This is a genomic window from Ktedonosporobacter rubrisoli, assembly GCF_004208415.1.
In the GTDB taxonomy this organism is placed as follows: domain Bacteria; phylum Chloroflexota; class Ktedonobacteria; order Ktedonobacterales; family Ktedonobacteraceae; genus Ktedonosporobacter; species Ktedonosporobacter rubrisoli.
Genome location: NZ_CP035758.1, coordinates 8,059,260 through 8,072,707, shown reverse-complemented (window position 1 = coordinate 8,072,707; position 13,448 = coordinate 8,059,260). Strand labels below are relative to the sequence as shown.

Here is a 13,448-nt window from a genome sequence, read left to right as displayed (position 1 = left end):
GCTCGTGGTACCACCTTGTTTTGAGCGGCCTGCAGGCTGCTCCTTGTGGATGCGTTAACGGGCACTCCCGTGGAAACTACTGCTATGCTTCATTTCCAGGCTCCCAGGCGACCTTCGATGCAGCCCTTCCGAGAAAGATTTTCAGCCAGTGATCTTTCCTCTCTTGCGGAAAATGCACCTACTCCTCCTGCTCCTCGCCAGTGTAAATTTGTGTACTTTAGCCTCCATATACAAGCCTTTGGCACCGCCTGACGACGGTAAGAGAAGAAGAGAGGCTGGGGGTGCCCCAGACCCCATCATGGGCTCCGCCCCTGATACCTGTCCACCGGACAGGGTTCCCCTTCCAGCAAAAACTGCATATTAAGGTTACTTTAGTCTATCGAGTACGTGCGCGATTGTCAAGTCTTCCTTCCATTATAAAGAGGGAGCCCAGAGGACATTAGTCCTCTGGGACATCCGCTAGCTTGTGCGCTGCTTTTTCTCCTGAACAACCAGCTTGCTAAGCATTCTTGCCAGCATAGGCCCGGTATGATCCAGTTCAGAAAGGGCAATGATGGAAAGGCGGCGCAGCACCTCCTCTCCCTCTTCGGTCAGTAGCACCAGCACTTGCCGGCTATCCTCAGGATCGCGCTGACGTACAACTAAGCCATGTTCAACCAGGCGATTCACTAATTCCACAGTGCTATGGTGCTGGATCTGCAAACGTTCAGCCAGCTCGCCAATCGTAGCTTTACGATCGGAGGGCAAGCCCTTGACGGCCAGGAGTAATTGATGCTGCTGGGGCTCAACGCCAGCCGAACGCGCCAGCTGATCACTAAAGTGTAAGAAACGCCGGATCTGGTAACGAAACTCGGCCAGAGCCTGATAACTGCTTAGTGATAATTCTGTGGATACATTTACAGTATTCATCAATTCCCTTCTCTCCACCCCTATACCATTGGTACTTTCTCATGCTCAGCCTCGTCACCGCTGCGTACAGGCCAGAAGTGACGGACATGCAGCACGCGCTCACGACGACGCTCCTCCTCCAGGTGGCGCAGGCGAGCCTTGAGCAAATCGGTTAGCGAGATGATGCCCAGCAGGTTTTGCGGATCATCGCGCTCAACCACAGGGAAACGATTAATCCCTAATTCAGCCATGCGGTAGACAACGGCGCGCAAAGTCTCATCGGGATAGGCCACTTCAGGCTTGCGCAGCAGGTCGTTCAAGCGATAATCGGCGCTGCTATCTCGGTGCTCGCGCAACAGGCTCTGTAGCTCGCGCCTGGTAACAACCCCGCTTAGCTTTTGCTGATCATCAAGAATAGGATAGAGGCTCTGCCCCTGGCTCTTGGGAGGCGCTTCCACATTTAAAGACTGGGCAAGCTCCTTCAAGGATATATGCTCAGAGAGTACTACAATATTTGTACGCATCACTTCACGCACAAAGAGCACTTCCAGCGGATCAACCTCATATTCGCTGCTAAGATGATAGCCACGACGACTCACCTTCTCGGTAAGAATGGAACGGCGCATAATCAGCACAGTGATAAAGTAGGAGATTGAGACGGCAACCAGCAAGGGAAGGGCCGCGTTGATGTCATGCGTAAGCTCCAAGGCAAAGACAATTGCGGTCAGCGGGACACGCATCGTGCCACCCATCACAGCTGCCATGCCGATCATCGCCCAGAAGCCGGCACCCTCGCCTGGCAGGACTAAGCCGACCAGAGCCCCAAGCGCGCCTCCGGTCATCAGCAACGGAGCCACAACGCCGCCCGAGGTGCCCGAACCCAGCGAGACGGCCCAGATAATTGACTTGACAATCAAGATGCCAAGAATGATCGTGAGCGTAACATGCCCCTGTAACAAGGCCCCGATCATATCATAACCAACGCCAAGGGCCTGGGGGAAAATCAAGCCCCCAATACCAATCACCAGGCCGCCAATTGCCGGCCACCACATCCAGTGAATGGGCAAACGGTGAAAGGCATCCTCACAGGCATAGACCATGGCCGTCAGGAGCATGGAAAGTATGCTGGCCAGTACTCCAAGCAGAACGCAACCTAGCAGCCCGTTCACACCCACAAAGTCAGCAAAATGAGGCGTCGGGAAAAGTGGGCCTCCACCCAATAGATAGTAGCGCATGGCCATAGCGGCCGAGCTGGCTACAACGACAGGGATCAAACTGCGCGGCTTCCATTCAAACAGCATCAACTCAACAGCTAAGAGCACGGCAGCAACTGGCGAGGCAAAGACTGCCGACATACCGGCCGCAGCTCCAGCCACGAGCAGCGTTTTACGCTCAGAGCTTGAGAGGTGAATATACTGTGCGATCAAAGAGCCAAGCGCTCCACCGGTCATAATGATTGGGCCCTCCGCACCAAAGGGCCCACCTGAGCCGATGGAAATAGCCGCAGATATAGGTTTCAATATGGTTACACGGGTCTCTACCTTACTGCCATTGACAAGAATCGATTCAAGGGCTTCGGGGATACCATGCCCACGAATTTTGTCGGACCCATAGCGAGCCATAAGGCCAATAATCAAAGCTCCAATGATCGGTACCAGCACCTCGAATATTCCTAGATGATTACCAACAGGCGACACAAGGTTAGTGTCCCAACGCTGGTAAAAGAATAAATTGGTAACGAGGCCGATCAAGCGCAACAGTACCAGGGCAACAAAAGCGCTGATAATACCAATTACCAGCGCGATAGCCGAGATCATAATTGTGCGGGGTGTAGTAGTAAAATCTCCAAGTTTGCTAGTTTCCTGATCTTCGAGAAGATTGAGTTTCTGCATCCCTGCGCGCCAGAGATGCGCAAAGCCACTGTGCATGAATATTGTTCCCTTGCTAAAATACTTATATCGGAATACGATCATATCGTCTTACGACATATTTTTATCACAAAACCCAACAATCTGCAAGGGTTGCTCGCTTCGTTAAGCCTGATTAAAGAGCCTATAACATGGCTTATAGCCTTGTCTTATGGCGAATATAAAAAAAGAGCAAATAAGAGCAAGCGAGCTTTATTATTTTTGTATATACGACGGAATAATTGGTCGCAAGCATGCATAGAATGGCAAATCTGGCTCTGATAAGGGGCAAAAACGGAGATACCTAAACTTTTTGTCGTATTTGGCAGAAAATGCAGTATTCCACCATGCAGCTCTACAATTCAGCAAGCTGGCCTCCCTCACTTCAACCTTGACAGGCCAATAGCTGATGACGAGAAAAGATATATTGTATATTACACGGGTAGCTATTGCGTAACAAAGATAAAGAGGGAGCAATTTTTATGTCGACGAGAGACGCAAGCAAGCACGAAGAGGGCGAGGTCCTGCTCGAACGAATTGATGGTGTGGCGATCCTGACCCTATCCCGGCCCGAGGCCCTTAACGCTTTGACCTGGAAGATGTACGAGCAGCTTGCAGAGCATCTCAGCCGCCTGGCCAACGATGAGACCTTGCGCGTAGTAGTTCTCTATGGCGAGGGCAAAGCCTTTGCCGCCGGTACAGACATCGCCCAATTCCAGGGCTTTAGCGCCAAGGATGGCGTAGCGTACGAACACAAGATGGAGGCTATCGTCGAGCAGCTTTACAACTTTCCCCGGCCCGTTCTGGCCGCCATTCATGGCTATGCCGTTGGCGCTGGTCTCGTCCTGGCCGCCGTTGCCGACTTACGCTATGCCACCCCGAGCGCTCGCTTTGGAGCCCCTATCGCGCGTACCCTTGGCAACTGCCTGAGCCTGAAAAACTATCAGCACCTGGTTGCAGGCTTTGGGGCCATGCGCGCAAAAGAGATGCTCTTCACGGCGCGCCTGCTCTCCGCCGAAGAGGCGCTACAGGCCGGCTTCCTCACCAATATTATCGCCGAAAATGATATCTATACCCATGTGGCAGGAATCGCGCGCCAGATCAGCGCCCTGGCTCCGCTCACCATCTGGGCAACTAGAGAGGCCCAGCGCCGCCTTGATAATGCGGCAGGAAACGTACACTATGATGATGTGATTGCGCGCCTGTATGGCAGCCAGGATTTTGCCGAGGGCGTGAGGGCTTATCTTGAGAAACGTAAACCGACGTGGAATGGAAGTTAGCTCTATCGCTTAAAGCTAACTTTTCTCACCAATCGTAATATAGACTTCCCAGCGCCTGCTCTGCACGCGTTCGGAGCGTCGCTGCAGACCAAAGTCCTCAAGGGGAATATGGCGGCCAAAACGCGCGTGGGGAACTACTTCCGTCGTCACGCCGCTTGCAGCCTTGTGCTTGCTGGAAAGGTAGCGCTCTACGGGAGTCTGTCCTAGCGTCTCGCGCGGACCAAAGAGCGCAGCCGGGCCATAGACGAAAGCCTGTAACAGAACGAGCAGGGATTGTAGAAAACCGACAGGCAACAGATTTGCCCCTTCGATCACAATCAAGCGTCCACCGGGACGTAAAACGCGCTCCACTTCCGCTATGGTATCGGGATCGTAGATATATTCTGAAGGAAATGTACTCACGACTGTATCAAAGGAGTGACTGCTAAATGGCAGACGTTGCGCGGAACCCTGCAGAATCAAGGAAGGCAGGCCAAGCTTGCGCTTTTGCAGGATATCGCGTGCGGCCGCAACCATCTGCGGCGATTGCTCAACGGCCCGACAGTGATAGCCAGCTTTGAGCATATCGGCAAGAAGATCGCCAAGGCCACAACCAAGCTCCAACACATCAAGGCCCTGGATGCGTGGCAAGACCAACCGCTGCCAGACGCGCCATTGTCCAGCAAATGGAACCGTACTGGCAAAACGATAAAGGTAGCGATTCTTATATAAGGTTTCGAACAACCATTTACGCAACGTCGGTGTCAACTCTTACTTCCCTACCTCTATGAAGACATCCAATAGCTCGCTCAGGCTACGAATAATCAGGTCTGGTTTGAGCTCTCCATAACCCTGGGGACCAGGCTCGATATCGCGCGAACGCAGCTCAAACTCTAGCAATTCTTCATCGCTGATAAGCTCAGCGGAAGCTGCGGATTTTTCCAGCACAGACAGGCCTGTTATGGGCTTCTGTCCATCGGCGCTATTCTCTTCAAGAGCGGGCTGATGGCGCTCCTCCTTCTCAGGCCGAGACGCTTGCCCCTCCTGAGCGCAGGCGGCCTGTTGAGCCTGTAATTTGGCCTCCTGTGCCACTTTGAGCAGCTCTGGAGACGGTTTCCACACAGCGAACATATTCAGCCTTCTGGCCCCCTTCACATCAGCCTGCAGCGCATCGCCCACCATAGCCGCCTCTTCAGGAGGCACATTAAGCATGTTGAGTGCATGCAGAAACAGAGCGGAGTTGGGTTTGCGCGCCCGCAGTTCGGCAGAGACCGCAATATGCTGGGGCTCAAAGTATTCAAGCAAACCCATCTGTTGCAGATCTTCAAGGAAAGGAGGGCCACCATAATCGCGATTTGTGACCACCCCCAGGGCAAAGCCACGTCTCTTGAGTTCACTTAATGTTGAGTGTACATCATCATACAATGCACGCGAGCGGGGGATACGGATACGGAGGGCTTCGAAGACAAGAGCAGCAACTGACATATCGACGCGGGGAAAGCCAAGAACCTGGAGCGCATCAACCGTAGCCAGGGCAAAATCAGGTTCATAATCAGGTTCTTCAAAAAGTAGCCAGCGGATCTGGATTCTCAAGGCCTTACGAATCTGGCGCCCAAGCAAGATGGGCTCAATTGAGGGCAAGGTCTCAGAACCAAGATGATCACGAAGAATAGTCAAAGCAGCTTGATTCCCAGCATCTTCAATAGACTTCCATGCAACTCCACGAACCCGTGTCCACAGCGTATCGCCGAAATCGAAAAGAATGCAGCGAATATTTTTTTCTGACCGGGAGTGTACAGATCTGGGCAAACGTTTTCTCCAATTACCTCGAAATACGCTAATGTGTCGTGCCTGGCACAGTGGAGAAACATGACCAGGATGCCAGGAACACGACACATACCACTAACCTACAAAAACAGCTAGCGAGAGAGTGCATCCTCATTAGCAGGGTTGAGCACATCGTCGATCAGGCCATACTCAACCGCCTGTTGCGCTGTAAGGTAGTAGTTGCGATCCGAGTCTTGCGTAATGCGCTCAACTGTCTGGCCGGTATGATGGGAAAGGATATCATACAGGCTACGGCGCAGGCGCAGAATTTCGCGAGCAGTGATCTCGATATCAGCGGCCTGACCTTCCGCACCACCGAGAGGCTGATGGATCAGCATTGTAGAGTGAGGCAAACAATAGCGCTTATCCTTAGCGCCAGCAGCCAGCAACACAGCGCCCATGCTCATGGCCATACCCATGCATACGGTTGAGACGTCGGGGCGAATATACTGCATAGCATCATAGATAGCCAGGCCGGCATAAATGCTCCCACCGGGGGAGTTAATATACATGCTGATATCTTTTGTCGCATCTTCGCTCTGCAGGTACAGCAGCTGTGCAACTATGCTATTCGCAACCTGATCATCGATGGGTGTTCCGATAAAGATGATTCTTTCTTTCAGCAGACGAGAATACAAATCCCAGGAACGTTCGCCTCGCGGCGTTGACTCGATAACGGCAGGAATGATCCCTCTTGGCTCTAGAATCTCACTGGATTCCCTTGTCCACTTGGGATCACGTGGATTGAATACACTGCCCATGTTTGCTCCTTTTTATCTATACGCGGTTCTCTCTCTCAACACATGAGAGCTTAGATCCGTAAAAACTAATGTGCAGAGGAGACCCCTAGCGGGGTAGATTACCGTTATGATAGCACCTGCAAAGTACAAACGCAAGAATGGAACGTTTATTCCCTTCTGGGATGGCTTGGGCGGTAGTCTTTGGCCCGTTCAAAGTTTACCGAGGTGACTAATGCTACGTCAGATATACGCGAGCGGATACGATCATCGATCTCGCGTAAGCCCTTGGGATTAGCAGTAATGACTGTCGGCATGCACATTGTATAGCGATAATTCAGGAGTTGGAAGAGCTTCTCGTTGGCCCAGGGTGAGCTCTGCTGCGCCCCCAGATCATCGAGCACAAGCACCTCGGCTTCCTTTAGCTTGGGAAAGAGCTGGTCATATACTTCAGTAGCAGTCGGCGCAAAAGTGGCGCGTAAATGATCGAGCAGATCAGGCACAACTGAAAAAAGCACGACGGAACCATCGTCAAGGCACTGATTAGCGATAGCGGCAGCCAGGTGGGTCTTGCCACAGCCATTGGTGCCGATGAGCAGCAGCCAACCTTGGGGATGCTGAGCATACTCATAGGCAACCTGAAAGGCTTCCTGCACGCCGGCAACGCGCGGGTTAAACGTCTTAAAGCAATTATTGCGGTAGGCATCCAGGTTGGACATATTCCGTAATTGCAGGCGCCTCTTCTCCTTACGCTCAGCCTCTTTACAGGCGCAGGGAATAGGCTTGCCAAAGTTAGGATGGCCAAAGGGGACATTGGCGCGCAAGAAGCCGGCGCCCTGGCATTTAGGGCAGATAGTTTTGGCAGCCGCCACCGTGGGCACTGCCGGGATTGGCAGGCGGTAGGCTTCTGGCACCAGCTGGCGCGGGTATTGTGTACGGCTTGCCAGCTCTTGCGTGCGCTGAAGTTCCTGATTCAAGCCGGCGACGAGCTGGGTATTCAAGGGCTGCGTAATACGCTGATAGGGCCGCGTCTCCTGGGCGGGAGCCTGCGGCATTCCTGCAGTCGGCATTGGCAGGCGCGCCTCACGGAGATTACGCGTAGGGCGGCCCTGTATCTCGCTTGTGGTTGCCTCATGCACCACGCGTGGATAGGTATTGCCGGCCAGCGCATTGGGATCAACATCCGGGCGCTGGTAGATCAGGCTCTCCTCCTCGACATACTCCCAATCCCCGTAGCGTATGCTTACGGCCTCATCCTCTTCCACATCCCACTCAGCGGCCACGTCGGCCGGCGGCTGCTCATAGCTATCGGTATGATAATATTCTCCCGTGACACGCGCATTTCCGCTTTGAGGGCGCACGTATTCCTGGGGCAGGCGCGGAGCAGGTGGATAGAGCGAGCCTTCGTTCGTCGCCTGGCGCGCGCGCGGATAGAGAGGCCGCGTATGCGTTGCGCCATACTGACGCCCTTCACGCCTCGGTGCTCTACTTGCCTCGCGCGACTCCTGGGAAATGCGGGGCTTAGCGGGCATTATCTGTTGGCCACGCTCCTGAACACCATAGCTACGGCTCGGTTGCTGACCTAAGCGAGCCATCTGCTCCGGTAGCTGGCGACGGGCCTGGGTCTGCTGCCCCTGCTGCGCCCTTTGGGGCAAACGCTGTTCGGAAATCGGGCGCCTATGCAGTGTTCTGCTCATAATATCATTCAGGCGTTCCATTTCTGCTTGCCTTCCGTTTCCCAGCGCCTTAAAATGGCGCGAATATAACTCCACTTGCGTTTATTCTGCTGTACCGCCTCGCGAAAAGCATCCTCAATCCATTCGGCTGGATAGCGCTCGGCGGCATCTTTTAATTCTTCCGCGATCAAGGGAGAAAGTAAGCCAACATTTTGCTCATATAGTACAAAGATATTAGGACGTTCTATTTGTACCTGTACATTCTGCAACGTATTCATCATCTCCAAACCGGGACCCCTCGCACTAGAACTATCTCCTGCTGCTATTGTATCTTGCTGCCCAACATGTTCTCCATCGAGCAGGCGAACAGGAACTATTTCTCCACCCTGCAACTCGGCGACTGCTTTGCGGCTCCGAGCCGTATTTAAGAAATACCACCCAATGACTTCCGCCTCATCCCTACCTTCACTTACCAACTTAAGATATATTCTCAGCAATGTACCACGCGCCACCGCCTCATCCAGGCCCTGGCGCAACCGCTCTTCAGGAGGACGCGGATCGCCGCGACGCCTGAGGCTCTGTATTAAAAGTCGGTCGGCCTCTAGCTCGTGATCGCTGATACAGCGCGGGTTCCCGCGCTTCTGTGCCAGCGACCAGAAGATATGAAGCGTGACCTTCAGTTCGGCGCTATCTTCAATATCCGGCAATACTTGGGTGAAAAATACTTCCGGCACCGGCACATACGGGCTGTTCTTGCTGGCCGGAAAGCCTGCAAACGTCATCATTGCCCCTCCTTTTATTCACTGGGAGGAGAGACTTCCAGATCACAAAAACGCGTCTGGCTGGCCTGGAAAAAGAGACTAACCTCACCAATCGGACCATTACGATGCTTGGCGATAATGATATCGGCAATATTTTTGCGCTCAGTATCCGGGTTATACACATCGTCCCTATAAATAAACATGACAATATCCGCGTCTTGCTCTATCGAGTTATGCACGATTACATTCGCTGCTACAAAGTTATGCCATTCATCCACAGTTAGATCGTAGACCAGGGCCTCACCGTTCGGCTCACAAGCAATTACTTCATCCCATAAGACAGCCCTGCCAATGGGCTCAACAGCCGGCTCACAGACAGCGAGCCCGGCCTGTCCTCTCATGGGTCCGCTGCGCGTCATTTGTTCCTCTACCCTGGCTGCCTGCCCGGCAACTAACTGATAAGCTTCGTGCGTCAAGGCAAATGGAACCGCGATGCACGCTCCCATTGCCAGCTCATCTAGCCGCTGCCAACCCTGGCGGGTCAGAAATTTGTGATTTGCCGTTGCCTTGATTGTGCGTCCCGAGCTCGTTGTTAGCCGGTAGACAGGCTTGCGTCCGGTGGCAAAAGCGTGAGTCACCAGCTGCGGCTCAAGCTGCCACGTGCGCAGATTTAAGGCCAGGACCCGAAATCCACTCTTGCCTACTAACTGCTCAATGGGGACGCTGCACCCCTCGTCAGGAAGATACACGCATGTGTCTCCACTTAAGCAACCACTTTCGCGCAAATCCGATAACTGCGGCACCTTGGATTGGCGCGTCTCGACTGTACGCGAGAGCTGCGCCAGGGCCAGCACCGGGACGTTTAGCTCGCGGGCCAGCGCCTTAAGGCTACGGCTAATCTCAGAGACTTCCTGCACGCGGTTCTCATTGCGCCGGCCGCCGATTCCTGATTGCATAAGCTGCAGATAGTCGACGATGATCAGATCTATGCCATGCTCGGACTGCAAACGGCGCGCCTTACTGCGCATATCCATTGTCGAGATGCCCGCCGAGTCATCGATCCAGACGTTGGCCTTGGCTAGCTGCCCCATCGAAAAGACAATCCGGTCCCACTCCTCATCCTCAATCCAGCCTGTGCGCAAGCGCTGCTGATCAATACCTGCATCCATAGAGAGCAGGCGCTGCACCAGCTGCTCTTTACTCATTTCCAGGCTGAAGACAGCCACCGAGTGCCCGAACTTGACAGCCGTATTGTGTGCCAGGCTGAGCGCCAGGCTTGTCTTTCCCACGGCCGGGCGCGCAGCTAAAATAATCAGATCTGAACGCTGCAAGCCGCCCGTAATGCGATCAAGGTCGGTAAATCCGGTTGGGATACCAACAACTGTGCCGCGACGCTCATGCAACTGGTCAAGCGTATCCATATAGTTCGCCAGCAGATCGCGCAGGGCCGAAAAATCGTTAGTTGAGTAACGCTGGCTAATGCCAAAAATAAGTTGCTCGGCCTTATCCAGGGCAACATCGGCATCGTTTTCCTCATAGGCAACCGCAGCAATTTCCGCCGCAGCATGGATCAAGCGGCGCAGAACCGCTGCACGCTCGACAATGCGGCCATAATACTCGGCATTGCTGCTGGTCGGAACCTGATTCATGAGTGACGTGATATAGCTAGCGCCCCCCACATGGGCCAATCTGCCGATGCGCTCTAGCTCGTCAGTAATCGTGATTACATCCGCAGGCTCCCTCTGCTCATATAACCGGAGAATTACCTCATAAATAGTGCGGTGCGCATCGCGGTAAAAGTCCTCAGCCCGCAGGAAACTCGCCACCTGGGCGATCGCCTCCGGGTCAATAATCATACTACCAAGCACACCGCTTTCGGCTTCAATACTCTGTGGTAACTGTTTTTCCACGTCTCCGGCTCCAGCATCTACAAAAACTTATTGTACAGTCTCTAGCAGGCACGCGATATACTGCATCTGCACGATAAGACTGCGGCCTGAGGTCATATTCCTGCTCACTCTACAGTAGGGAAGAGAGATCACAAGTCAACCAAGAACCACGAGTCGCGGGACTAGCAACTATAAACATAACCCGTATTCAGGCCCATCATGAACCAGAGTCTCCTGAATACAAGGCAATACTAGGCCTTCTCTATTCCTACGGTTTGTATAGCGGCAACATGCATTATAGCATATCCTCGCACATATGTTCGAGGTGCCAGCGCCCTATTTTTCAGATCTTCTGCCTGTTGGGGAGAGCACAGGCACCTATCAGGGACACTTGCCCACTGCATAAGATCAGTTACTATTCATAGAGCTATGTGCACAGGACCCACCGACCCCTCTTCGGCAAACCCTATCGGGTAAAAATTTTTAGAAACTTGACGCCACATAGCGTAGGTATTACTCTCGCAATTTTCTCGTGTGACCCAAGTGTAACTAATCTTGCGCCCGAAATCAAATGGTAAGAATTGCTGTGCTGTGTGGATATGTGGATATCCAGGGGAATTTGCCAGCCTTTCTTTGAGCGTGCGCGGCTTTTCTCCACAGCTAAATACTGACTTATCCACAGTTTTAGGAAAGTTATCCACAGTTATTCACATAGTTATCCACATAGTTATCCACCGCTTTTCGTCAATAAATTCATATATTCTCATGGCTTGAGGGGGAATTCCAGGCTACCAGGAGGAAAGATCGCCAGGGAAAAACGTGCTCAATCACCCTGCATCATGACTTATGAGAAGCAAGGGCAGTGTTTTTAATTTTTTACTTAACCAGGGGCTTCGGGAGCCAAGCCAATACCAACTTGACAGAGAACTATGCATTATCTATCATTTCTATGTAGGCATTCACAAGGAGTTTTATGCAAAGTGATATACAACATCCCGCTTCATCTTCTCTTCGCAGGAGCATCCCCGCTCAACCACTTCATATACCGTGGTGGAACGGGCTTGACCTTGCCATACTTGGCGAGCTGGCTTTATCCCCTTCTTCCTTGCCCACAACAACGGTTGATGTAGTCGTAGTCGGCGCTGGCGTCGCTGGCTTGAGTGCAGCCTTGAGCGCACGGGCCGCGGGCGCCGAGGTGCTTGTCCTTGAGAAGGCCGCGCTGCTGGGCTACGGAGCAAGTGGACGGAATGCGGGTATTTTAAGTGCTGGCATCAATATGGGCATTACCGATTTCCCCGCCGAAAGCCCTCAAGCTGCCTTCTGGCCTGAAACTACGCAGGCTTTGCGCTCGCTGCTCAAAGAAGCGGAGCAGCCGAATAGCCTGCTCTCAGCGCAGCTTACGGGAGCATTCTCTCTGGCGCAGAGCGCGCACGCAGCACGACAATTGGCGCGTGAGGTTAAGGCGCGCCAGGCTCTAGGCTTGCGCGCTGAACTCTTGACGCCTGAACAGGTCAAGGAAGCCACGCATGGACGCCTGAATGTGCAAACTGTGGTTAAAGCCCTCTGGCTGCCCGATGAGGGACGTGTGCATCCTCTCAGCTTGCTGGCCCATCTAGCCAGGAAGGCACGAGCTTGTGGCATCCAGCTTGTTGGCCAGAGCGAAGTAGCAACGTATCAAGAATGCACAAATGCCGCGCACGGCTCCCACTGGAAACTTACCCTCGCCGATGGGAGTGTGCTTAGAGCTCGTGGTCTTATCAAGGCCACGGGTCCTGTAGTGCAGGCCAATGCCCGCATCTATGCCCTCGCCTTCGTCATAGATCTACCCGCCAGCTTTCCGCTCTTCTGGGACGCAGCTCCCTACCTCTATGCCGATTATCGGGCCGGCGATGGACGCCTGGTTGTCAGCGGAGGACGCTATGGCAAAGCAGGCATAACCAAGCACGATCAGCGCTATTATCGGCATCTAGCCGCCGGCGCCCGGCAGTGGTTACCAGAGCTAGTAGAGCAGGAGCCAGCCTTTACCTGGGCCGTAGATTTGCAGGTAGCCCCCAATCTCATTCCAGCGCTGGACACGCCAGGCACTACAGCACCGGGGATCTCAATCGAGGGGCTGGGAGCGCTTGGCGTTCTTCCAGGCATTGTGCTGGGCCAGCGGGCCGGAGCCTCCATAAGCCAGAAATAGTAGCATCTCAAGGGGCTGATCTCTCCCATACCCTATGTGATCAGTTCCTTCATATCTGTTCATCTTCGCAAGTTAACTTTGCTTCTATCCTTAAAAGGCCTGTAATTATTTCCGAAAAATGCTTATCATAATAGTAGGAAGGTTGAATTTAGCTGAAGGAGTCGAGATAGTGCTTTGAATCTAGCGAAGGCCAGCGCTTTTCCAGAGGTTTTATGGTAAGAAACCGGTTACAAAGCGCGACTAGATAAGAGAGGCGGTGATTGCCCAGTTAAAGCAGACGTATATACTTTATTAGGAAGCATAACAGCTCGTCGAAAGC

Annotated in this window: 10 protein-coding genes and 1 other annotated feature (1 of these 11 only partly in view); of the genes, 2 read left to right on the top strand and 8 right to left on the bottom strand. The window is 53.2% G+C overall.

The window, feature by feature from the left end; genetic code table 11:
* Positions 1–204, bottom strand: a binding site (T-box leader); it reaches 22 nt to the left of the window's first position.
* A 255-nt stretch (positions 205–459) separates the two neighbouring features.
* Together EPA93_RS34985 and EPA93_RS34980 are read right to left on the bottom strand one after the other, a co-directional pair.
* Positions 460–909 (bottom strand): MarR family winged helix-turn-helix transcriptional regulator, encoded by a 450-nt coding sequence (locus EPA93_RS34985; RefSeq protein ID WP_129891958.1) that lies wholly within the window; start codon positions 907–909, stop codon positions 460–462.
* A 20-nt stretch (positions 910–929) separates the two neighbouring features.
* On the bottom strand, positions 930–2,816 hold the full coding sequence (locus tag EPA93_RS34980) for a chloride channel protein (protein WP_207229280.1): 1,887 nt from the start codon (positions 2,814–2,816) through the stop codon (positions 930–932).
* A 461-nt stretch (positions 2,817–3,277) separates the two neighbouring features.
* Between EPA93_RS34980 and EPA93_RS34975 the strand changes: the two genes are divergently transcribed.
* A complete protein-coding gene (locus EPA93_RS34975) occupies positions 3,278–4,075 on the top strand; it encodes an enoyl-CoA hydratase (RefSeq protein ID WP_129891957.1) in 798 nt (265 codons plus the stop codon).
* A gap of 15 nt (positions 4,076–4,090) precedes the next feature.
* Here the strand turns inward: EPA93_RS34975 and EPA93_RS34970 are convergent, their stop codons facing one another.
* The 6 genes from EPA93_RS34970 to dnaB form a co-directional block, all read right to left on the bottom strand.
* The gene (locus EPA93_RS34970; protein WP_129891956.1) at positions 4,091–4,822 is read right to left on the bottom strand and encodes a class I SAM-dependent methyltransferase; all 732 of its coding nucleotides are present in this window, start codon (positions 4,820–4,822) and stop codon (positions 4,091–4,093) included.
* Positions 4,823–4,825: 3 nt separating this feature from the next.
* The gene (locus EPA93_RS34965) at positions 4,826–5,863 is read right to left on the bottom strand and encodes an HAD family hydrolase (RefSeq protein WP_165423606.1); all 1,038 of its coding nucleotides are present in this window, start codon (positions 5,861–5,863) and stop codon (positions 4,826–4,828) included.
* A gap of 110 nt (positions 5,864–5,973) precedes the next feature.
* Positions 5,974–6,642 carry an ATP-dependent Clp endopeptidase proteolytic subunit ClpP gene (gene clpP, locus EPA93_RS34960; RefSeq protein WP_129891954.1) on the bottom strand — a complete coding sequence of 223 codons (669 nt, stop codon included), beginning with the start codon at positions 6,640–6,642 and terminating at the stop codon, positions 5,974–5,976.
* A 146-nt stretch (positions 6,643–6,788) separates the two neighbouring features.
* A complete protein-coding gene (locus EPA93_RS49295) occupies positions 6,789–8,336 on the bottom strand; it encodes an ATP-binding protein (protein ID WP_207229279.1) in 1,548 nt (515 codons plus the stop codon).
* Positions 8,324–9,079: a DnaD domain-containing protein gene (locus EPA93_RS34950; protein ID WP_129891953.1), complete on the bottom strand. Its 756-nt coding sequence runs from the start codon at positions 9,077–9,079 to the stop codon at positions 8,324–8,326. Before EPA93_RS34950 ends, EPA93_RS49295 begins: the two co-directional genes overlap by 13 nt.
* 11 nt (positions 9,080–9,090) lie before the next feature.
* A complete protein-coding gene (gene dnaB / locus EPA93_RS34945) occupies positions 9,091–10,965 on the bottom strand; it encodes a replicative DNA helicase (protein WP_129891952.1) in 1,875 nt (624 codons plus the stop codon).
* Positions 10,966–11,917: 952 nt separating this feature from the next.
* On the opposite strand from dnaB, the gene EPA93_RS34940 reads away from it, so the two are divergent.
* On the top strand, positions 11,918–13,129 hold the full coding sequence (locus EPA93_RS34940) for an NAD(P)/FAD-dependent oxidoreductase (RefSeq protein WP_129891951.1): 1,212 nt from the start codon (positions 11,918–11,920) through the stop codon (positions 13,127–13,129).
* Positions 13,130–13,448: the final 319 nt, after the last annotated feature.